General features: G+C 67.5%; 18 protein-coding genes. 15 read left to right on the forward strand and 3 right to left on the reverse strand.

What is annotated here, in order from left to right:
- The first annotated feature begins 26 nt into the window (after positions 1 to 26).
- The 3 genes from CFB52_RS19005 (at position 27) to CFB52_RS19015 (ending at position 3,353) form a co-directional block, all read left to right on the forward strand.
- The gene (locus tag CFB52_RS19005; protein ID WP_059573741.1) at positions 27 to 917 is read left to right on the forward strand and encodes a LysR family transcriptional regulator; all 891 of its coding nucleotides are present in this window, start codon (positions 27 to 29) and stop codon (positions 915 to 917) included.
- A 347-nt stretch (positions 918 to 1,264) separates the two neighbouring features.
- The gene (locus CFB52_RS19010; RefSeq protein ID WP_099317191.1) at positions 1,265 to 2,938 is read left to right on the forward strand and encodes a methyl-accepting chemotaxis protein; all 1,674 of its coding nucleotides are present in this window, start codon (positions 1,265 to 1,267) and stop codon (positions 2,936 to 2,938) included.
- A gap of 28 nt (positions 2,939 to 2,966) precedes the next feature.
- Positions 2,967 to 3,353 carry a hypothetical protein gene (locus tag CFB52_RS19015; RefSeq protein WP_257220517.1) on the forward strand — a complete coding sequence of 129 codons (387 nt, stop codon included), beginning with the start codon at positions 2,967 to 2,969 and terminating at the stop codon, positions 3,351 to 3,353.
- A gap of 243 nt (positions 3,354 to 3,596) precedes the next feature.
- Here CFB52_RS19015 and andR read toward each other — a convergent pair whose 3' ends face one another.
- Positions 3,597 to 4,559, reverse strand: a complete 963-nt coding sequence (gene andR, locus CFB52_RS19020) for an anthranilate 1,2-dioxygenase regulatory protein AndR (protein WP_059573743.1) — start codon at positions 4,557 to 4,559, stop codon at positions 3,597 to 3,599.
- Between the two features lie 213 nt (positions 4,560 to 4,772).
- Between andR and andAc the strand changes: the two genes are divergently transcribed.
- From andAc to CFB52_RS19045, 5 genes are all read left to right on the forward strand, one after another.
- Entirely contained in the window at positions 4,773 to 6,044 is a 1,272-nt protein-coding gene (gene andAc / locus CFB52_RS19025) for an anthranilate 1,2-dioxygenase large subunit AndAc (RefSeq protein WP_034174903.1), read from the forward strand.
- Between the two features lie 14 nt (positions 6,045 to 6,058).
- Positions 6,059 to 6,535 (forward strand): anthranilate 1,2-dioxygenase small subunit AndAd, encoded by a 477-nt coding sequence (andAd, locus tag CFB52_RS19030; protein ID WP_006479528.1) that lies wholly within the window; start codon positions 6,059 to 6,061, stop codon positions 6,533 to 6,535.
- 26 nt (positions 6,536 to 6,561) lie between these two features.
- Entirely contained in the window at positions 6,562 to 6,888 is a 327-nt protein-coding gene (gene andAb, locus CFB52_RS19035; protein WP_099317192.1) for an anthranilate 1,2-dioxygenase ferredoxin subunit AndAb, read from the forward strand.
- Positions 6,878 to 8,098 (forward strand): anthranilate 1,2-dioxygenase system ferredoxin--NAD(+) reductase, encoded by a 1,221-nt coding sequence (gene andAa, locus CFB52_RS19040; RefSeq protein ID WP_099317193.1) that lies wholly within the window; start codon positions 6,878 to 6,880, stop codon positions 8,096 to 8,098. The genes andAb and andAa overlap by 11 nt, the downstream gene beginning before the upstream one ends.
- A 107-nt stretch (positions 8,099 to 8,205) precedes the next feature.
- The gene (locus tag CFB52_RS19045) at positions 8,206 to 9,492 is read left to right on the forward strand and encodes a DUF445 domain-containing protein (RefSeq protein WP_089465445.1); all 1,287 of its coding nucleotides are present in this window, start codon (positions 8,206 to 8,208) and stop codon (positions 9,490 to 9,492) included.
- Between the two features lie 48 nt (positions 9,493 to 9,540).
- Here CFB52_RS19045 and CFB52_RS19050 read toward each other — a convergent pair whose 3' ends face one another.
- Together CFB52_RS19050 and CFB52_RS19055 are read right to left on the reverse strand one after the other, a co-directional pair.
- Positions 9,541 to 9,840 (reverse strand): addiction module antidote protein, encoded by a 300-nt coding sequence (locus tag CFB52_RS19050; RefSeq protein ID WP_059573746.1) that lies wholly within the window; start codon positions 9,838 to 9,840, stop codon positions 9,541 to 9,543.
- 3 nt (positions 9,841 to 9,843) lie between these two features.
- A complete protein-coding gene (locus CFB52_RS19055) occupies positions 9,844 to 10,161 on the reverse strand; it encodes a type II toxin-antitoxin system RelE/ParE family toxin (RefSeq protein WP_060163117.1) in 318 nt (105 codons plus the stop codon).
- Between the two features lie 400 nt (positions 10,162 to 10,561).
- Here CFB52_RS19055 and CFB52_RS19065 point away from each other — a divergent pair, with 400 nt between their 5' ends.
- The 7 genes from CFB52_RS19065 (at position 10,562) to CFB52_RS19100 (ending at position 20,837) form a co-directional block, all read left to right on the forward strand.
- The gene (locus CFB52_RS19065) at positions 10,562 to 12,202 is read left to right on the forward strand and encodes an acetolactate synthase large subunit (RefSeq protein ID WP_059639075.1); all 1,641 of its coding nucleotides are present in this window, start codon (positions 10,562 to 10,564) and stop codon (positions 12,200 to 12,202) included.
- A gap of 29 nt (positions 12,203 to 12,231) precedes the next feature.
- Entirely contained in the window at positions 12,232 to 13,665 is a 1,434-nt protein-coding gene (locus CFB52_RS19070) for an aldehyde dehydrogenase family protein (RefSeq protein WP_099317194.1), read from the forward strand.
- Between the two features lie 233 nt (positions 13,666 to 13,898).
- Complete coding sequence (locus CFB52_RS19075; protein ID WP_099317195.1) at positions 13,899 to 15,482, forward strand: Na+/H+ antiporter; 1,584 nt, start codon at positions 13,899 to 13,901, stop codon at positions 15,480 to 15,482.
- Positions 15,483 to 15,972: 490 nt separating this feature from the next.
- Entirely contained in the window at positions 15,973 to 17,106 is a 1,134-nt protein-coding gene (locus CFB52_RS19080) for a hybrid sensor histidine kinase/response regulator (RefSeq protein ID WP_059573751.1), read from the forward strand.
- Positions 17,107 to 17,239: 133 nt separating this feature from the next.
- On the forward strand, positions 17,240 to 18,916 hold the full coding sequence (locus CFB52_RS19090) for a methyl-accepting chemotaxis protein (RefSeq protein WP_099317196.1): 1,677 nt from the start codon (positions 17,240 to 17,242) through the stop codon (positions 18,914 to 18,916).
- Positions 18,913 to 19,425 carry a chemotaxis protein CheW gene (locus CFB52_RS19095; RefSeq protein ID WP_059573753.1) on the forward strand — a complete coding sequence of 171 codons (513 nt, stop codon included), beginning with the start codon at positions 18,913 to 18,915 and terminating at the stop codon, positions 19,423 to 19,425. Before CFB52_RS19090 ends, CFB52_RS19095 begins: the two co-directional genes overlap by 4 nt.
- A complete protein-coding gene (locus CFB52_RS19100) occupies positions 19,422 to 20,837 on the forward strand; it encodes a protein-glutamate O-methyltransferase CheR (protein WP_099317197.1) in 1,416 nt (471 codons plus the stop codon). Before CFB52_RS19095 ends, CFB52_RS19100 begins: the two co-directional genes overlap by 4 nt.
- Positions 20,838 to 20,865: the final 28 nt, after the last annotated feature.

Consider the following 20,865-nt stretch of genomic DNA (forward strand, 5'->3'; position numbering starts at 1 on the left):
CTACTTCCATACCTTTGAGGCATGAAATGGAATTGCGTCAGCTCCGTTACTTCATCGCCGTCGCCGAGGAAATGAACATCACGCGGGCCGCGGAGCGGCTGCACATGACGCAGCCGCCGCTGAGCCGCCAGCTCCAGGCGATCGAGGAGGAGATCGGGCTGCCGCTGTTCGAGCGCGGCGCGCGGCCGTTGAAACTGACCGATGCCGGGCGCGTGTTCCATGCTCAGGCGAAACGTCTGGTCGACCAGGCCGACGAATTGGGGCCGCTGACGCGGCGGCTCGCGCAACTGTCGGAGCGGATCGTGATCGGTTTCGTGCCGTCGACGCTGTACGGCGCGCTGCCGGACGTGATCCGCGCGTTTCGCGAGGCGCAGCCGGACGTCGAGCTGTCGCTGATCGAAATGTTCACGCTCGAACAGCTCGGCGCGCTGAAGGGCGGGCGGATCGACGTGGGGTTCGGCCGCTTGCGCTTCGACGACGACCAACTGGTGCGCGAGGCGTTGATCGAGGAAAAGCTGATCGCGGCGCTGCCGCTCGGGCATCGGCTCGCCGATCCGGCCCGGCCGCTGACGCTCGCGGATCTCGCGGACGAGACGATGATCGTCTACCCGAGCACGCCGCGGCCGAGCTTCGCCGATCAGCAGTTGTCGGCGCTGCGCGACGGCGCGGTCGTGCCGGCGGCCGTGCACGAGGTGCGCGAGTTGCAGACGGCGCTTGGGCTCGTGGCGGCGCAGGTGGGCGTGTCGCTGGTGCCGGAAAGCGTGGAGGGCGTGCGCGTGAAGGGGGTGGTTTACCGGCGGCTGCCAGAGCCGGCCGCGACGTCACCGATCATCATGAGCCGCCGGCTGCACGGTGAGAGCGCGGCCACGGCGGCGTTCTGTGCGATTGCACGGCAGATGTTCGTGCCGGTGACGTGACCTGACTCGAGCACGAATCGCAGCTAACGGCCTATTTCGACGCGCTCCTCCGAGGGGGAATCGGGCTTGTCGCCGCGGCTTCGTGCCGTCGAGCTGGCGCCGGCCGCCCTATTAATGAGATAACTGGTCGGCGAAACAAGCGTCTCTCAGGCTGCACTCAATTTAATGTATTAAAAAATAAACGTAATAATGAGATAATGGGTGGCGACGCATATTGATTCTTGCTGTGTGTGGTTTTAATTGTTGCAATATCGAATCATAAATAATCTGATTTTCTCCCCGTAAACCAGGGTCATGAAGCGGCACTTTTCATTCATTGCCGACCTAGAAAACCGGAGGGGAACGAGGTGAGTCGATTTGCGAAAAGCATAAAGTTCAGGATTTTTGCCACCCTTGCGGTGTGCGTCGCGTTGATGGTCGCAATTGGCACGTTCGGTGTATTCGGTCTGTCCAGACTGAATTCGAATCTCCATCGCGCCTATACGGGCAATACGGTGCCGATCGTCGAATTGACGGAAATCAGCGCGCTCGCGTTCAACATACGGTTGCAAATGCGCCGGCTGCAGGCCGAGCATGACCCCGCGCTCATGCGCAGCGCGGTCGACGACATTCGCACGCAACAAAGCCGTCTCGATACGATCTGGGGCCGTTATTACGGGGAATCGATCACGAGCGACAAGGAACGCATCATCGCCGAGCGCATCCGCAGCGTGCTGCCGCAGTTCCGGGCCGGGGTGAACGACGTGGCCGCGGCGATGAACGGCGGCGATCACGACGCGGCCAGGGCGGTGATCGAGCGATTGTCGCCGACCGCGAACCTGCTCAGGCAGGCGCTCGAGGACGACATCGCGCTGAACGTCGAGCAGGCGAAATCGTTCGTCGACGACAGCGAATCGACCTTCCGCAACATTCTGTGGATCGCGATCGGCCTGATCGGTGTCGGTCTGCTGGTCGCGGTGTGGGCGTCGGCGCATCTGCTGCGGCATATCTCGACGCCGCTCGGCAAGGCCGTGCGCGTGGCCGACCAAATCGCGGGCGGCCGGCTGGACAACCGGATCGACATCGACTCGCACGACGAATTCGGCCAGTTGCTCGGCGCGCTGGAGACGATGGACCGGCAGCTCGGCACGACGGTGCGCGGCATCAAGCGCAGCGCGGAATCGGTGGCGATCGCGTCGCACCAGATCGCGAGCGGCAATGCCGATCTGTCGGCTCGCACGGAGGAGCAGGCCGCGTCGCTCGAGGAAACCGCGTCGAGCATGACGCAACTGACCGAGACGGTGAAGCAGAACGCCGACAACGCGCAGCAGGCCAATACGCTCGCGACGCGCGCGACCGGAATGGCCGACGCCGGCCACGACGCCGTGCAGCACATGGTCGCGACGATCGAGCAGATCAGCGATCGCTCCAGCCAGGTGTCCGACATCACGGGCGTCATCGAGGGAATCGCGTTCCAGACCAACATTCTCGCGCTCAATGCGGCGGTGGAAGCGGCGCGCGCGGGCGAACAGGGGCGTGGTTTCGCGGTGGTCGCGAGCGAAGTGCGCAACCTCGCGCAACGCTCCGCGAGCGCCGCGAAGGAGATCAAGGAACTGATCGGTGCGTCGGTGTCGATGATCCATGACAGCGCGCAGCAGGCCGCGGACGTCGGCGCGACGATGGGGCAGGTGAAGCAGGCGATCAAGCAGGTGTCCGACATCGTCGCCGAAATCGCGGCTGCGTCGCGGGAGCAGAGCCAGGGAATCGAGCAGGTCAACGTGGCGATCGGGCAGATGGAGGGCGTGACGCAGCAGAATGCGGCGCTCGTCGAGCAGGCGGCCGCGGCGTCGCATTCGCTCGAGGAGCAGGCCGGCCATTTGCAGGCGGCGATGTCGGCGTTCCGGCTGGCGGAGGTCTCCCCGGACGAGCCCGCCGCGCCGGCGGTTGCGCCTGCGGCGCGGGTGCAGCCTCCGGCGGCGGCGCGGCCGCCGAGCGTGCCGGTAGCGGCAGCGGGCGGGGCCGCCGAGTGGCACGCGTTTTGAACGCCACGCGGTCCGCGCTTGTGGCGACGTGCATGCCGGTGCGCCAGACACGCCGGCGCGCGCGTTCGCCGTTCACTTTCACGATCCGTCCGCGGCGATGCGGGCGGTGGCTCTGTTCATGACGCTCATGACGAACCCGACTCAGGCAGTACTGACGCTCGACGCGCTCGTCGACACGTGCGCGCGTTTCGATCCGTCCGACGCGGATCAGCGGCTGATCGTGCGCACGATGGTCGTGCCGATGCTGGCGCGGCGGCTGAAATGGCTGGAATTGCTGCTGCGCGCGTGCCCGCATAGCCCGGCCACGCGGGCGATGTTCGAACAGGTGGAACGCGCGCTGGCCTGCGCGTCGTCGCGACTGGATGGCCCGCGATTGCCGCCCGCGGGCGCTGCCGACACAGCGCAACCGGCATGACCGGCGCAAACGGCGCAGGCATGGGCACCAGCGGCACTAACCGCTGACGCCGCTGACGCCGCTCGCGCTGCGCGCGCCATCGCAGCAACCGGTGCCGGAGACGGCTGCGGCCACCGAAGCGGTCGGCGCCGCGCGGTACCGCAATGATCGTCGGCCCGCTTGTCGCCGTGCGCGCGTGCCATGCAACAGGCAACTGCCCGCGCTGCCGCGGGCGCGTCCGCCCGAAAACGCGCGGGCGTGCGTTCAGCGCAGCCCGTCGAGCGTCTCCGACGGCGATTCGCCGAACTTTTCCCGATACGCGATCGCGAACCGCCCGAGATGGGTAAACCCGCAGTCGAGCGCGATATCGGCGATCCGCCGGTTGGATGCCGCGCCGCGCAGCAGTTCGCGCGCGTGCGCGAGCCGCGTCGCGCGCAGGTATTGCATCGGGCTCATGCCGCGGAATTGCAGGAACGCGTCGCGCAGCGTCCGTTCGGGCACGTTGGCGGCCTGGACGATATCGGCGAGCTGCAGCGGCTGTGCGTAATGCGCATCGACGAACTCCTGCGCGCGCCGCACGAAGCCCGGCGCCGGGTCGCGGTGCGACGCGTGCGGCACGGACGACGGCGGATGGCCTTCGATCAGCAGGTCGATCAGCAGATGCTCGAGCTGCGACGCGACCCGCGGGTTCGCGTTCGCGCGTTCGAGCAGCTCGGGCGAGCGCGCGACGAGCATCAACTGCTGGCGCCACGCGGCGAGCGCGGCGTCGCTGACGTGCAGCACGGGATCGAGCGTCGCGCGCGGGTCGCCGGTCAGCGAGCCGACGGTCGCCGCGTCGATGCGCAGCACGAATTGTTCGCAATCGGCCGACAGCACCGCGTCGAAGCGCTCGCCGGGCGCGCACAGCACGCCGGTCTGGCCGTCGACGCCGAGCCGACGCCCCATCGCATGGACTTCCGCGTGCCCGGACAGGCAGAACATCAGCAGGTAATAGCCGTCGACTGCGTCGACCTGCACGCGCATCGCGTCGCCGAACGCGATGGTGCCGATCCCGAGCCCGCCCAGCCTGACGAAATCCATGTGCGACGCCCCGTGCACGCGGCCGTTCGGCAGCAGCGCGTGCGGCTGCATCACGCGCGAGATCCGCTCGCGCGTCTCGTCGAGATCGCGGGATTCGAACAGCCGGTGCGCGCGCAGCGCGAGCGGCTCGAACGACGTTGGGGACATGGACTTCAGCCTTGGTATGGACGGCACGCGCTTCGATCCGGCGAACGGGGGCGCGATCGTGCGCCAGCCGCGTGTGCCGCCATGCTAGCGCAGAAATCCGCCGAAAGTGGATATTGCGCCGCCGCAATCGCACTTTCCGGATAGACGCCGAATATTAGCTTTTCAAAAATCGGCTCCATGCATTCAACGCAACGGATCGACAAGGAGTCCGACATGGAGCAGACAGAATCGCCCGTCGTTTTCGCCGCACGCGGCGACGCATCCGACGTGACTTTCCCGCACGACGACGGCTCGCGCGTGCCGTACAAGGTGTTCAGCTCGCGGGCGGTCTACGATCGCGAGCAGGAACGCATCTTCCGCGGGCCGACGTGGAATTTCGTCGCGCTCGAAGCGGAAATCCCGAACGCCGGCGACTTCAAGAGCACGTTCGTCGGCGACACGCCCGTGGTCGTCACGCGCACCGAGGACGGCGCGCTGTCCGCATGGGTGAACCGCTGCGCGCACCGCGGCGCGCAGGTGTGCCGCAAGTCGCGCGGCAACGCGAGTTCGCACACGTGCGTCTATCACCAGTGGAGCTTCGACAACCAGGGCAACCTGCTCGGCGTGCCGTTCCGGCGCGGCCAGAAGGGGATGACCGGGATGCCGGCCGATTTCGATCCGAAGCAGCACGGGCTGCGCAAGCTGCGCGTCGACAGCTATCGCGGGCTCGTGTTCGCGACCTTCAGCGACGAGGTCGCGCCGCTGCCCGACTATCTCGGCGAGCAGATGCGCCCCTGGATCGACCGGATCTTCCACAAGCCGATCGAGTATCTCGGCTGCACGCGCCAGTATTCGAAGTCGAACTGGAAGTTGTACATGGAGAACGTGAAGGACCCGTATCACGCGAGCATGCTGCACCTGTTCCATACGACCTTCAACATCTTCCGCGTCGGGATGAAGGCGCGCTCGATTCCCGATGCGAACCACGGGCTGCACAGCATCATCACGGTGACGAAGACGGGTGACGATACGTCGGCCGCGTACAAGCAGCAGAACATCCGTTCGTTCGACGAGGGCTTCCATCTGGAAGACGAGTCGATCCTCGATCTCGTGTCGGAATACGACGAGGACTGCACGAACCATATCCAGCCGATCTTCCCGCAGCTCGTGATCCAGCAGATCCACAACACGCTGGTCGCGCGGCAGATCTTGCCGAAGGGGCCGGACAACTTCGAGCTGATCTTCCACTTCTTCGGCTATGCGGACGACACGCCCGAGCTGCGCGCGCTGCGCATCAAGCAGGCGAACCTGGTCGGGCCGGCCGGCTACATCTCGATGGAAGACACGGAGGCGACCGAGCTCGTGCAGCGCGGCACGGTGCGCGATGCCGACGCGACGTCGGTGATCGAGATGTCGCGCGGCAATCCGGACCAGCAGGACACGGTGATCACCGAGAGCCTGATCCGCAAGTTCTGGGTCGGCTATCAGAAGCTGATGGGCTATTGAGGCGGGAGCAAGAAATGACGGAAGACATGAAGACGTGGTTCGAGATTTACATGCTCCAGAACCGCTACATCGGGCACCTCGACAACGACCGGCTCGAACACTGGCCGGAGATGTTCACCGAGGACTGCACGTACGAAATCGTGCCGAAGGAGAACGCCGATCTCGGGCTGCCGGTCGGGATCGTCCACTGCACGAACCAGCGGATGCTGCGCGACCGCGTGGTGTCGCTGCGGCACGCGAACATCTACGAGGAGCATACGTACCGGCACATGACGTCGGGCCTGACGATCGTCGCCGAACGCGACGGCGAATTCGATACCGAGAGCAACTACGTGGTCGTGCAGACGCGCAGCAACGGCGAATCGAACGTGTACCAGGCCGGCAAGTACTACGACACGGTGGTCCGCACGCCCGACGGCTTGCGCTACAAGACCAAGCGCGTGATCTACGACACGTCGCGCGTGCAGACGCTGCTCGCGACGCCGATCTGACCGCTCCGACGAAGCAAGGAAACGACATGACCGAAGCAACGCTGGCCGAGTGGCATCCGCTCGGCGCTTTCGACGAATTCTCCGAAGACGAACCGGCGGCGCGCGTCGCCGGCCAGAAGCCGATCGCCGTGTTCCGGATCGGCGACGAACTGTTCGCGATGCACGACCTCTGTTCGCATGGTCACGCGCGCTTGTCCGAAGGTTATGTGGAGGACGGCTGCGTCGAATGCCCGCTGCACCAGGGGCTGATCGACATTCGCACGGGCGCGCCGAAATGCGCGCCGATCACCGAGCCGGTGCGGACCTATCCGATCCGGATCGTCGACGGGCAGGTGGAAGTCGATGTCGGCTGATCCGTTCGTGATCGTCGGCGCCGGCCACGCGGCGCGGCGCACCGCCGAAGCGCTGCGCGCACGCGATGCGGCGGCGCGCATCGTGATGATCGGCGCGGAGCGCGAGCTGCCGTACGACCGGCCGGCGCTGTCGAAGGACGCGCTGCTGAGCGATGGCGGCGAACAGCGCGCGTTCATCCGGGATGCGGCGTGGTACGACGCGCAGCGCATCGCGCTGCGGCTCGGCACGCGCGTCGAGGCGATCGAGCGCGATGCACGGCGCGTGCGCCTCGACGACGGGACGACGCTGCCGTATGCGCGACTCGTGCTCGCGACGGGTTCGCGGGTGCGTGCGTTCGGTGGTCCGGTCGACGAGGGCGTCGTGCCGCATTACGTGCGTACCGTTGGCGATGCACGTTCGTTGCGTGCGCAACTTGATGCAGGGCGTCGTGTGGCGGTGCTCGGCGGCGGCTTCATCGGCCTCGAGGTCGCGGCGGCGGCGCGCCAGCTCGGCTGCGCCGTGACGGTGATCGATCCTGCGCCCCGGTTGCTGCAGCGCGCGTTGCCGGAAGTGGTCGGTGCGTTCGCGCATCGGCTGCACGATGCGCGCGGCGTGAGCTTCCGGTTGGCGACGCTGCCGCGCGCGATCCGTCGCGCGCCGGGCGGCGGCGCGATCGTCGAAACCGATCGCGGCGACGTGCCGGCCGATATCGTCGTGGTCGGCATCGGCGTGGTGCCCAACGTCGAGCTCGCACAGGCGGCCGGGCTCGACGTCGACAACGGGATACGCGTCGATGCGGGCTGCCGCACGGCCGATGCGGCGATCTTCGCGGCGGGCGAGGTGACGATGCACTTCAATCCGCTGCTCGGGCGGCACGTGCGGATCGAATCGTGGCAGGTGGCCGAGAACCAGCCGGCCGTCGCGGCCGCGAACCTGCTCGGCGCCGACGAGCGCTATGCCGAGCTGCCGTGGCTGTGGTCCGATCAGTACGACTACAACCTGCAGATGCTCGGGCTGTTCGGCGGCGAACGCACGATCGTCGTGCGCGGCGATCCGGCGAGCGGGCCGTTCACGGTGTTCGGGCTCGGCGACGACGGCAGGGTCGTCGCGGTGGCCGCGGCGAACCTCGGGCGCGACATCGGCGCGTCGCGCCGGCTGATCGCGGCAGGCGCGGCGCCCGATCCGGTGAAGCTGGCCGATCCGGCGGTCAGTCTGAAGGCGTTCATGTAGCGGGGCACACGCGGCGCGCATGCGCCGTGTGTGCGACGCCGGCCGCGGGTTTGTCGGCTGCGGCGAAATCGGGGATATTAACGACATCGCCGATCCGCCCGTCCTCCATGACGCCAGACAAAGCCCTCGAACTGAAACGAAGCAAGCGCCGTGCGCTGTGGCTGCTGCTGGCGGCCGTCGCGGTGTTCGTCACGACCATCCTGCTGCCGCGCGGCCCGTGGGTCGACGGTTTCAAGGCCGTCGCCGAAGCCGCGATGGTCGGCGCGCTGGCCGACTGGTTCGCGGTCGTCGCACTGTTCCGCCGCGTGCCGATCCCGTTCGTGTCGCGCCACACCGAGATCATCCCGAAGAACAAGGACAAGATCGCCGACAACCTCGCGGTGTTCGTGCGCGAGAAATTCCTCGGCCCCGACGCGCTCGCCGCGCAGATCCGCCAGCACGACCCGGCGCGGATGCTCGGCGCGTGGCTCGGCGAGCCGGCGAACACCGACGCGCTCGGCGGCTACGTGACGAAGCTGATGAGCTTCGCGCTCGACATGACCGACGACGCGCGGATCCAGTCGTTCGTCCACGATGCATTCCGCGCGGTGATCGACCGGGTCGACCTGTCGCAATCGGCCGGTGCGATCCTCGACACGCTGACGAAGGACGGCCGCCACCAGGCGCTGCTCGACGACGCGATCGAACAGGTGGTGGACGTGCTCGGCAAGGAAGAGAACCGCGAGGTGATCGCGGGCTTCATCGTCGAATGGCTGAAGACGCAATACCCGAAGGTCGAGAAGATCATGCCGACGCAGTGGTTCGGCGAGAACGGCGCGCGGATGCTCGCGAGTGCGGTGAGCCGCGTGCTGGAAGGCGTGGCGGCCGACCCCGAGCATGAACTGCGGCAACGCTTCGATCGGACGGTCGTGCGGTTGACCGAGCGGTTGAAGCACGACCCCGCATTCATCGCGAAGGGCGACGAGATCAAACGCTACATCCGCGACGGCGACGCGTTCAACGACTATGTGCGCGACTTGTGGGGCCAGTTGCGGGCCTGGCTGAAGGCCGATCTCGCGCGCGCCGATTCTGCGCTGCACCGGCAGGCCGCGACGCTCGGCGGCTGGCTCGGCGCGCGGCTCGCCGAGAGCCCGGCGCTGCGCGCGTCGCTGAACGAGCATATCGAGAAGGCCGTGCACGAGATGGCGCCCGATTTTGCCGATTTCCTGATGCGTCACATTCGCGACACGGTGCGCAACTGGGATGCGCGCGAGATGTCGCGACAGATCGAACTGAACATCGGCAAGGATCTGCAGTACATCCGCATCAACGGCACGCTGGTCGGCGGGCTGATCGGACTCGGGTTGTATCTGGTGTCGCTGGCGCCGCGCTGGGCGGCCGGCTGGCTGCACTGACGCGGGCACGGGCGTTGCGCGCATGACGCGACGCCGCGCGCCGCCGGATCACGCGGACGCTTTGGCGCCGTGCAATTGCAGGCCGAGCGCCTTGATGACTTTCAGGATCGTGCCGAAGCTCGGATTGCCGTCGTGCGACAGCGCCTTGTACAGCCCTTCGCGCGACAGGCCCGCATCGCGCGCGACCTGCGACATGCCGCGCGCGCGGGCGATCACGCCGAGCGCGTGCGCGATGAAGGCCGGATCGTCGCCGGCCTCCTGCAGGCAGGCGTCGAAGTAGTCGGCCATGTCGTCTTCGGTTTTCAGGTGTTCGGCCGAATCCCACGGCCGCGTCTTGATCTTGTCCATCGATCACTCCATGTCGAGGTGCGCGAGCATTGCGTGCGCGGCGCGTATGTCGGCCTGTTGCGTCGATTTATCGCCGCCGCAGAGCAGGATCACCCAGATCGTCCCGCGCCTCGCGTAGTAGACGCGATAGCCGGGCCCATGATCGATGCGCATTTCGACGACGGGCGAGCCGGCGGATTTCCAGTCGCCCGGATTGCCCATCGACAGGCGGTCGATGCGCGCCTGAATGCGGCGCCTGGCGATGCGATCGGGCAGGCCGGCAAACCAGGCGTCGAAGACGTCGGTGGTCCGGATGCTGAATGCAGGAGGACTGTAGGGCATGAATTGCAGTGTGTCAACCATGGTTCACATGTCTGTTGAATGGAACATCGTTGCCATTACAGCCCGGCCGGCGCGTCGGCGGGTGTTGACTGGCCGTCAGGCCGATCTTTCCGCTGGCGGAGCCGGCCATCCGGTCGAAGCCGGAATTTCAGGAATCCGTCTACAATCGAAAACGTCTTTGCCGTTCGCGCGAGCTGGCCGCGCGCGGGCGGATCCGTTCGTCCTCCATCATCCGGAGGCGCCGCCGCGCATCGCGCATCACGCTCCGGCATCGCGTGCCGCGCGGCGAGCAGTGTCGTGGTTTGTGTCCAGCAGGTAAGGCGTCCGCGTGCCGTAGGCCGGCGCGCGTCCTGAACGCCGCGTGTCCGTAGGCCGGGCAGGCGGCATAACCGAGAGTCCCATGAAAGCATCGGATCTGTTCGTGAAGGCGCTGGAAGCCGAAGGCGTCGAGTACGTGTTCGGCATTCCAGGCGAAGAAAACCTCGATCTGCTCGAATCGCTGCGGCGATCGAAGATCAAGCTCGTGCTGACCCGGCACGAGCAGGCGGCCGGGTTCATGGCCGCCACCTACGGCCGCCTCACGGGCCGCACCGGCGTGTGTCTCGCGACGCTCGGGCCGGGTGCGACGAACTTCGTGACGGCCGCCGCGTATGCGCAGCTCGGCGGGATGCCGATGCTGATGATCACCGGGCAGAAGCCGATCAAGTCCAGCAAGCAGGGCCACTTCCAGATCGTCGACGTGGTCGACATGATGCAGCCGCTCACGAAGTTCACGCGGCAGATCGTGTCGATCGGCAACATCCCGTCGGCCGTGCGCGAGGCGTTTCGCCGCGCGGAGGAAGAGCGTCCGGGCGCCGCGCACCTCGAACTGCCCGAGGACATCGCGCACGAGGAGGGCGACGGCAAGCCGATCCCGCGCAGCTACAGCCGGCGGCCGGTGGCCGAGGAGAAGGCGGTCGCGCATGCGGTCGACGCGATCCAGGCCGCGCGTCATCCGCTGTTGATGATCGGCGCGGGCGGCAACCGCAAGACCACCTGCAAGATGCTGCTCGAATTCGTCGACAAGACGGGCATTCCGTTCTTCACGACGCAGATGGGCAAGGGCGTGATCGACGAGACGCACCCGCTGTGGCTCGGCAACGCGACGCTGTCCGACGGCGACTTCGTGCATCGCGCGATCGAGCATGCGGACTGCATCATCAACGTCGGCCACGACGTGATCGAGAAGCCGCCGTTCTTCATGCGCACCGACGACAAGACCGTGATCCACGTGAACTTCCTCGGCGCGCAGGTCGACCCCGTCTATTTCCCGCAGATCGAGGTGGTCGGCGACATCGCGAATGCGGTGTGGCAGATGAAGGAGGCGCTGACGCCGCAATCGCACTGGGATTTCGAGCGCTTCAGGATGATCAAGTCGCATTTCGACGCGCATCTGGAAAAGGGCCAGCACGATCCGCGCTTCCCGATGTACCCGGTGCGGATCGTGAACGACCTGTACAACGCGTTGCCGGTGGACGGCATCGTCTGTCTCGACAACGGGATGTACAAGATCTGGTTCGCGCGGTACTGGCGTGCGCACGAGCCGAACTCGCTGCTGCTCGACAACGCGCTCGCGTCGATGGGCGCGGGCCTGCCGTCGGCGATCGCGACGAAGATCGTGCATCCGCAGCGCAAGGTGATCGCCGTGTGCGGCGACGGCGGCTTCATGATGAATTCGCAGGAACTCGAAACGGCCGTGCGGCTGAAGCTCGACATCGTCGTGATGATCCTGCGCGACGACGCGTTCGGGATGATCCGCTGGAAGCAGGAGAACATGAACTTTCCCGATTTCGCGATGACGCTGCAGAACCCCGATTTCGTGTCGTACGCGCAAAGCTACGGTGCGCACGGGCATCGCGTCGAGTCGGCCGACGATCTCGAGCCGCTGCTGCGCGAATGCTTCGCGTCGCCGGGCGTGCACGTGATCGACGTGCCGATCGACTACTCGGACAACGAGCGCGTGCTGAACCGCGAGATCAAGCGCCTGTCGGCGCAACTCTGAATTCCCCGTTCACAGGAAGGAGTCGTTCCATGTTGAAGGAAACCTATCCGTACTATCTCGCCAACGAAGCCGTCTACGCGAACACCGATCTGGAGGTGACCGACAAGTTCAGCGGCAAGGTCGCCACGCGCGTCGCGCTGGCCGACGCGAAGGCGATCGACGCGGCGATCGCCGCGGCAGTCGACGCCACGAAGCCGATGCGCGAGATGCCGGCCTACAAGCGGCAGGCCGTGCTCGATCATTGCGTCGCGCGGTTTCGCGAACGTTTCGACGAGCTGGCCGAGGCGCTGTGCATCGAGGCCGGCAAGCCGATCAACGATTCGAAGGGCGAAGTCACGCGGCTGATCGACACGTTCCGCGTCGCGTCCGAGGAATCGGTGCGCATCGACGGCGAGATCGTCAATCTCGAGATTTCCGCGCGGGCGCAGGGCTATACGGGCTACACGAAGCGCGTGCCGGTCGGCCCGTGCTCGTTCATCTCGCCGTTCAACTTCCCGTTGAACCTCGCCGCGCACAAGGTCGCGCCCGCGCTCGCGGCCGGCTGCCCGTTCGTGCTGAAGCCGGCGAGCCGCACGCCGATCGGCGCGCTGATCATCGGCGAGGTGCTCGCGGAAACCGACCTGCCGAAGGGTGCATTCTCGGTGCTGCCCGCGCATCGCGATGGCGCCGACCTCTTCACGACCGACGAGCGCTTCAAGCTGCTGTCGTTCACCGGTTCGCCGGCGGTAGGCTGGGCGCTGAAGGAGAAGGCCGGCAAGAAGAAAGTCGTGCTGGAACTCGGCGGTAACGCGGCCGCGATCGTCGATGCCGATCAGCGCGAGCGGCTCGACTACGTGGTCGATCGCCTCGCGTTCGGCGCGTACTACCAGTCGGGCCAGAGCTGCATCGGCGTGCAGCGGATTCTCGCGCATGCCGACCTGTACGACGCGCTGCGCGAGAAGCTGATCGCGAAGACGCGTTCGCTGAAGATGGGCGATCCGAAGGATCCGTCGACGTTCGTCGGGCCGATGATCTCCGAATCCGAGTCGCGCCGGCTGTCGGGCTGGATGGACGCGGCCGTCGCGGCGGGCGCGAAGATCGTCGCGGGCGGCAAGGTCGACGGCGCGATGTTCGAGGCGACGCTGCTGGAGAACGTCGGGCGCGAGCAGGACCTGTACCGGAAGGAGGCGTTCGGCCCCGTCGCGATCCTCGAGAAGTTCGACCGCTTCGACGACGCGCTCGCGCGCGTGAACGACAGCGACTTCGGGCTGCAGGCCGGCGTGTTCACCGATTCGCTCACGCATGCGCAGCGCGCGTGGGACGAGCTCGAGGTGGGCGGCGTCGTGATCAACGACGTGCCGTCGTTCCGCGTCGACAACATGCCGTACGGCGGCGTGAAGGATTCGGGCCTCGGCCGCGAAGGCGTCCGCTACGCGATCGAGGACATGACCGAGCCGCGGTTGATGGTCGTGCGGCGCCGGTAACGCGCGGCAGGCGGCGCGGCGCCACGACGGCACGCGGGCGGGCGATCGGGCCGGCCCGCGTGCCGTTCTTTCATCGCGCGTCGCGAGCGTGGTGCGGCGCCGCGCGTGTCCCGCGCGCCGAACTGCCCGAAACGGGCTCGACGATGGGCGTCGCCTCGTGATGTAATCGCGCGAAACTGCCGACCGGGGTACGACGCCGGAACGCGCGAATTCATTCTTCACGAGGTCGATTCATGTCCCCCGTCTCGGCATTCAAGCTGGTTCTGTTGTCATTCCTCGCGATCGTCGCGCTCGAATGCATCGCCAAGCGGCTGCGGCTGCCGCCCGCGGCCGCGCTGTTGATCGGCGGCATCGGCATCGCGTTCATCCCCGGCCTGCCGCCGATCGATCTCGATCCCGAGCTGGTGCTGCTGGTGTTCCTGCCGCCGCTGCTGATGGACGGTGCGTACTTCTCCGTGTGGGAAGAATTCAAGCGCAACGTCGGCGGCATCCTGATGCTGGCGATCGGCGCGGTCGTATTCACGACGTTCGCGGTCGGCTTCGCCGTGCACTGGGTGGTGCCGACGCTGCCGTGGGCCGCGTGCTTCGCGCTCGGCGCGATTGTGTCGCCGCCCGATGCGGTGGCCGCGAAGGCCGTGCTCGAACGCGTCGCGCTGCCGCGCCGGCTGATGGTGCTGCTCGAAGGCGAGAGCCTGCTGAACGACGCGGCCGGCCTCGTGCTGTTCCGCTTCGCGGTCGCGGCCGCGCTCACCGGCGCGTTCAGCCTCGAGCACGCGGTCGTGCGCTTCGCGGAGCTCGGGCTCGGCGGCGTGGTGGTCGGCTTCGTGGTCGGCAAGCTCGTCGTGTGGTTCCTGAAGCTGCTCGACGACGACTATCTCGTGATCACCGTCGCGGTGATCGCCGGCTGGATCGCGTACATCGCGGGTGAAATGGTCGAGGTGTCGGGCGTGATATCGACCGTCACGGCCGGCATGATCGTCGGCTGGCATCAGCACGAAGTGTTTTCGGCGGCCGTGCGCACGCGCGGCACCGCGTTCTGGCAGGTCATCGTGTTCCTGCTCGAGGCGCTGGTGTTCGTGCTGATCGGGCTGTCGCTGCGCGGCGCGATCCACCGGCTCGGCGGCTTCGAGCAGGTGCTCGGCACGATGGTGCCGCCGGTGCTCGCGGTGCTGGCGGCGGTGATCGTGTCGCGCTTCGTGTGGATCTACGCGGTCGAGGCGCTGAAGTGGCCGGTGCGCGGCCTCGCGGGCCGCGGCGAGGCGCCCGACTGGAAGGCCGCGACGATCATGAGCTGGGCCGGGATGCGCGGCGTGGTGACGCTGGCGATCGCGCTGTCGCTGCCCGAGGCGCTGCCCGGCCGCGACGTGATCCTGGTCGCATCGTTCGCGGTGATCCTCGTCACCGTGCTGCTGCAGGGCACGACGATCGGGCCGCTGATCCGGCTGCTGCGCCTGCCGCCGCGCGACGAGCGCGCCGCGCACCACCTGACCGAGCCGCAGACGTGGGCGTACGTCGAGGCCGCGCAGCTCGCGGCGATCCAGCCGCTCGTGCGCGACGAGAACGGCGTCGTGATCCATCCGCGCCTGCTCGAGCAGTACACGTATCGCGCCGAGCTGACCGAGCGGTCGAAGAACGCGCCCGCGTATCCGGTGGAAGTGCGCACCGCGCACTACGACGTGGTGCTGGCCGCGATCCGGGCCGGGCGCGCCGAGCTGTTGCGCCTGCACCGGTCGGGGCGCATTCACGACGAGATGCTGCACACGCTCGAACGCGACCTCGACCTGCAGGAAGTGTCCGCGCAGCACGCGCGCGGCTAATCGGCCGCGGGCTCACGACTCCCCCCACGGGGGCCGGCGTCCTGCCGGCTCCCCGCCGGTTCTCATACGCATGCGGATCGAGCGTCGCCCGCCGCGCGATTTCCCCTCGCACTGCCGATTTGACTCGCCACGATCAGGCCCCAATACGACCGATCCCGCAGCCTTGCACGACATGCAAGCCTTATGGCGCGGGTCTCGCAAACGTTATCGTGCGTCGAATCCGGAAATGATCCGATTTATCCGTTGCCGTCTCTTTCTGCATATTTGGCAAAACTAAACCGGAAGGAGATAGATGCTGTGTTCTAATTTCATTTAGAATCAGCCGGTTATGTTTATTGAGAGAAAGAATGCGGAGGTAATGCGGTCGTCGACGGGGAAACAACGGCGCCCGAAGCCCCGCAAGGCAGTGCCGACAGGCCTAATCGGCGGAATCAGGCGGGTTTTTCAACTGCCAATATAAGATGGCGTCCCAGTCGGATAAACAACTCCTATGAAAGAATCGTTTGGAGATTCGGCGTTTGAAACTGGATTTATGAAAGAATCGAGTAGTGATAATGCCTCGGATTGCCTCGAATCGGGGTTATCGGTCCTCCTTGTGGACGACCAGCCATTCGTCGGCGAGGTGATCCGCCGCGCGTTGCGCAGCGAGCACGACATCGACCTGCACGTGTGCACCGACGCACATCGGGCAATGGCGGTCGCGCGCGACGTGAAGCCGACGGTCATCCTGCAGGATCTCGTGATGCCGGAGATCGACGGCCTCGATCTCGTGCGCGCGTGGCGCGCGGACGCCGGCACCGCGCGCGTGCCGATCATCGTGCTGTCGGCGAAGGAAGAGCCGATCGTCAAGCGCGAGGCGTTCATTGCCGGCGCGAACGACTATCTGGTGAAACTTCCCGACGCGATGGAGCTGACCGCGCGCATTCGCTACCACTCGAATTCGTACCTGATGTCGCGGCAGCGCGACGAGGCGCTCGATTTCCTGTCGCACGACATGCGTTCGCCGCAGACGTCGATCCTCGCGCTGCTCGACGTCTACCGGGCCGAACACGGCGACATGCCGGCGATCATGGAGCGCATCGCCGGCCATGCGCGGCGCGCGCTCGCGCTCGCCGACGGCTTCATCCACCTGACCCGCGCGCAGTCCGAGCGCCGCGCGCACGAAGTCGTGAGTCTCAACGAGATCGTGGTCGACGCCGTCGACCAGCTGTGGGAGAAGGCGGCCGGGCTCGGCTGCCGGGTGATCGCGCACGTGCCCGACGGCGAGTGCGTGACGATGGGCGACCGCATGATGCTGACGCGCGCGGTCGCGAACCTGGTCGACAACGGGCTGAAATACGGCCCGGCCGGGATGGACGTACATTGCACGCTGGGCGGCGAGGACGGCGCCTGGCTGATCGGCGTCGAGGATGCCGGCGCCGGCATCGCGCCGGAGCAGCGCACGGCCGCGACCGAGTCGTTCGTGCAGCTCGAATCCGCGCATGGCGCGGCGCGCGGCGGTTTCGGCCTCGGCCTCGCATTCGTCCGCGCAACGGCGGCGCGGCATCGCGGCCAGATCCTGATGCGCAATACGGCGCGCGGTTTCATGGTCGCGCTTCGGCTGCCGGCGCAGGCGGAGCGGTGACGTCGCGGCGCGGCCTGCCGCGGCCTGCCGCCGCCGCGCCGCCCGAGAGACCTCGATGCGCTCGTGGCGCGCCATTCGGCGCGCACGCGGGCGCGGTTTTTTCAACGCTGAATTTAGAAAGCCCATAACGAACATGGCCACCGTGACGCCCCGCGCGACCAATGAAAGCCTGCATCCGACGATCGGCGCCGCCCGGCTGACGCTCGGCAATCGCATCCTGCTCAGCTTCGGCCTGCTGTTCGTGCTGATGCTGGTGACGGCCGGCGTGTCGTACGAGCGACTGCGTGCGATCAACGCCGAAGCCGTCAGCATCGAGCGCGACTCGCTGCCCGGCGTCTACCTCGCGTCGACGCTGCGCGGCGCGGTCAACGAATCGTTCACGCTGCTGCAGCGCGCGATCTTCGTCGAAACCGATCCCGACGCCGCGCAGCGCGATCTCGCGAAGATCGCCGACGCGCTGAAGGAGGTCGAGTCGTTGACGGTGGACTACCAGAACACGACGTTTCGCGACGACGACCGGCAGCGCTTCACGGCGTTCCGCGGCGCCTACGATCACTACGTGCCGTTGCTGAACGAAGCGGTGCAGAAGGGCCGCGCGTCGCGCGAAGACGCGGTCGCCGCGTACGCGAAAACGCTGCCCGCGTGGACCGAGGTCGTGCGCAACGCGAACGTGCTGGTGCAGGAGAACCGCAAGTTCGCCGAGCAGTCCGCGAAGCTGATCCGCGAATCCGTGCAGGACACCGAGATCGTGCTGGCGACCGCGCTGGCGTTCATGCTGCTGTCCGCGCTCGGGCTCGGCTACATGCTGTACCGTTCGGTCACCGTGCCGATGGCGCGGCTCGTCGAGGTGCACGACGTGATGCGCACCGGCAACCTGACACATCGCCTCGACCTGCGCCGCCGCGACGAGTTCGGCACGCTCGAGACGGGCTTCAACCGGATGGCCGACGAGCTGACCGAGCTGGTGTCGCGCGCGCAGCAATCGTCGCTGCAGGTGACGACGTCGGTGGCCGAGATCGCGGCCACCTCGCGCGAGCAGCAGGCGACCGCGAACGAAACGGCCGCGACGACGACCGAGATCGGCGCGACCTCGCGCGAGATCTTCGCGACGTCGCGCGACCTGCTGCGCACGATGAACGAGGTGGCCGGCGTGGCCGAGCAGTCGGCGACGCTCGCGGGCGTGAGCCAGAGCGGGCTCACGCGGATGGGCGAGACGATGCGCAGCGTGATGGACGCGGCCGGCTCGGTGAACGCGAAGCTCGCGATCCTCAACGAGAAGGCGCTGAACATCAACCAGGTGGTCGCGACGATCACCAAGGTGGCCGACCAGACCAACCTGCTGTCGCTGAACGCGGCGATCGAGGCCGAGAAAGCCGGCGAGTACGGCCGCGGCTTCGCGGTCGTCGCGACCGAGATCCGCCGCCTCGCCGACCAGACGGCGGTGGCGACCTACGACATCGAGCAGACGGTGAAGGAAATCCAGTCGGCCGTGTCGGCGGGCGTGATGGGGATGGACAAGTTCTCCGAGGAAGTCCGCCGCGGGATGCTGGACGTGCAGCAGGTCGGCGGGCAGTTGTCGCAGATCATCGCCGAGGTGCAGACGCTCGCGCCGCGCTTCCAGATGGTCAACGAAGGCATGCAGACGCAGGCGAACGGCGCCGAGCAGATCACGCAGGCGCTGTCGCAACTGTCGGAGGCAGCGCAGCAGACGGCCGAATCGCTGCGCCAGTCGTCGCAGGCGATCGACGACCTGACGCTCGTCGCGAACCAGTTGCGCACCAGCGTGTCGCGCTTCAAGGTCGACGCGTGACGCGCGCCGATCCGCAGAACGGCGCGCGCGCGCTGTTCCTGATGTTCGAGCTCGACGGCGAGCGTTATGCGCTCGACGCGGCCGGCATCGACAAGGTGCTGCCGCTCGCCGTCATGAAGGCGATGCCCGGCGCGCCCGACTGGATCGCCGGGCTGCTGATGCGCGACGGCCAGCCGGTGCCGGTGATCGACGTGCCGATGCTGGCGCTCGGGCGGCGCGCGCAGGCGCTGCGCTCGACGCGGCTCGTGCTGGTCCGCTATCGCGCCGGTCACGCTGACGGCGAGCGCACGATCGGCCTGATCGTCGAGCGTGCGACGCAGACGATGCGGATCGACCGCGCGGCGTTTCGCGCGAGCGGCATCGCGACCGCGCGCACGCGCTGGCTCGGTCGGGTCGCGAACACGCCCGACGGCGTCGTGCAGCAGGTGTCGGTGCCCGACCTGATCGACGACGTTGCGCGCCTGTATCTGTTCGACGGCCTGTCGGGCCACGGGGAGGAGTCTGCATGAACGTGTCCGAATCGCGATTTCGCGGCTGGTTGCTGCGCGAGACCGGCATCGACCCCGATTCGCTCGGCAACGATTTCCTGATGCGGGCGTTGACCGATCGCGTGCATGCATTGCAGGCCGACGGCGAGCGCGTGCCGTCGGCTGCGCGGGCGCCCGTGACGCCGGAAGCGCTCGATGCGTACTGGCAGCAGCTCAACGCGTCGGCCGACGAACGGCGCGCGCTGATCGAGCTGTTCGTTGTTCCGGAGACGTGGTTCTTCCGCGACCGCGAGGCCTTCGCGACGCTCGCGCGGCTGGCCGCCGAACGGCTCGCCGCAATGCCCGGCCGCGTGATCCGCGTGCTGAGCGCGCCGTGTTCGACGGGCGAGGAGCCGTATTCGGCGGCGATGGCGTTGCTGGATGCGGGGCTCGAGCCGGCCAGCTTCGCGATCGACGCGATCGACCTCAGCGCGCGCGCGATCGAGCAGGCGCGGCTCGGCTGTTACGGGCGCAATGCATTCCGCGGGACGGCGACGGAGTTCCGTACGCGGTATTTCACGCCGACCCGCGACGGCTGGCTGCTCGACGAGCGCGTGCGCGCGTGCGTGCAGTTCAGCCACGCGAACCTCGTCGAGCCGGTGGCCGATACCGGCATTCGCTACGACTTCGTGTTCTGCCGCAACGTGCTGATCTATTTCGACCGCGACGCGCAGGATCGCGTGATCCGCTCGCTCGACGCGCGCCTCGCCGACGACGGCATGCTGTTCGTCGGGCCGGCGGAGACGGGCGTCGCGATGCGGCACGGGATGCGCTCGGCGCGCGTGCCGCTGGCGTTCGCGTTTCATCGCGAGCCGGCCGGCGCGGCGGCCGATGCATGCGCGGCGCGGCCGGTTGCGCCGCTGTCCGCGGCGGTGCCGCACCAGCGCGCGGAGCGCTTCACGGTCGCCCCGCTCGCCGCGCCGCGCCCGGTGGTGGCCGTCGCGCCCCCGGCCTGGTTCGGCGACGTGCGTCAGCCGTTCGCGGCGGCGCCGGCCGTGGAGACGGCCGCAGTCGACGCACGGGCCGACCTGACGGTGGCGACCGCCGCGGCGGCCGTACCGGCCTACGACGGCATTGCGCCGGCAATCGACGATGTCCCGACGCTGGAGGATGCGCAGGCCCTGGCGAACGCGGGCGCGTTCGACGAGGCCGAGCGCGTGCTCGCGCAGTTCTCGGCGCGCGTCGGCCCGCATGCCGATGCGTTCTACCTGAACGGGTTGATCGCGGATGCGCGCGGGCGCGCCGCGGAAGCGAGCGACTTCTACCGGAAGGCGCTGTACCTGCGCCCCACGCATCACGAGGCGCTGACGCATCTCGCGACGCTGCTCGACGTCGGCGGCGATCGCGCGGGCGCGCAATGGCTGCTCGAACGCGCCCGGCGTTCGGCCGGCTGACACGACGACGGGAATGGGACCGACACCG

This window comes from Burkholderia sp. AU18528 (genome assembly GCF_002223215.2).
Taxonomy (GTDB): Bacteria; Pseudomonadota; Gammaproteobacteria; order Burkholderiales; family Burkholderiaceae; genus Burkholderia; species Burkholderia semiarida.

Bases quoted from the DNA above. Each gene is read 5' to 3' on its own strand.
- CFB52_RS19005 (WP_059573741.1), top strand. From the start codon at position 27: ATGGAATTGCGTCAGCTCCGTTACTTCATCGCCGTCGCCGAGGAAATG.
- andR (WP_059573743.1), bottom strand. From the start codon at position 4,559: ATGTCCCCAACGTCGTTCGAGCCGCTCGCGCTGCGCGCGCACCGGCTG.
- andAc (WP_034174903.1), top strand. From the start codon at position 4,773: ATGGAGCAGACAGAATCGCCCGTCGTTTTCGCCGCACGCGGCGACGCA.
- andAd (WP_006479528.1), top strand. From the start codon at position 6,059: ATGACGGAAGACATGAAGACGTGGTTCGAGATTTACATGCTCCAGAAC.
- andAb (WP_099317192.1), top strand. From the start codon at position 6,562: ATGACCGAAGCAACGCTGGCCGAGTGGCATCCGCTCGGCGCTTTCGAC.
- andAa (WP_099317193.1), top strand. From the start codon at position 6,878: ATGTCGGCTGATCCGTTCGTGATCGTCGGCGCCGGCCACGCGGCGCGG.
- CFB52_RS19045 (WP_089465445.1), top strand. From the start codon at position 8,206: ATGACGCCAGACAAAGCCCTCGAACTGAAACGAAGCAAGCGCCGTGCG.
- CFB52_RS19050 (WP_059573746.1), bottom strand. From the start codon at position 9,840: ATGGACAAGATCAAGACGCGGCCGTGGGATTCGGCCGAACACCTGAAA.
- CFB52_RS19055 (WP_060163117.1), bottom strand. From the start codon at position 10,161: ATGCCCTACAGTCCTCCTGCATTCAGCATCCGGACCACCGACGTCTTC.
- CFB52_RS19065 (WP_059639075.1), top strand. From the start codon at position 10,562: ATGAAAGCATCGGATCTGTTCGTGAAGGCGCTGGAAGCCGAAGGCGTC.
- CFB52_RS19070 (WP_099317194.1), top strand. From the start codon at position 12,232: ATGTTGAAGGAAACCTATCCGTACTATCTCGCCAACGAAGCCGTCTAC.
- CFB52_RS19075 (WP_099317195.1), top strand. From the start codon at position 13,899: ATGTCCCCCGTCTCGGCATTCAAGCTGGTTCTGTTGTCATTCCTCGCG.
- CFB52_RS19080 (WP_059573751.1), top strand. From the start codon at position 15,973: ATGAAAGAATCGTTTGGAGATTCGGCGTTTGAAACTGGATTTATGAAA.
- CFB52_RS19090 (WP_099317196.1), top strand. From the start codon at position 17,240: ATGGCCACCGTGACGCCCCGCGCGACCAATGAAAGCCTGCATCCGACG.
- CFB52_RS19100 (WP_099317197.1), top strand. From the start codon at position 19,422: ATGAACGTGTCCGAATCGCGATTTCGCGGCTGGTTGCTGCGCGAGACC.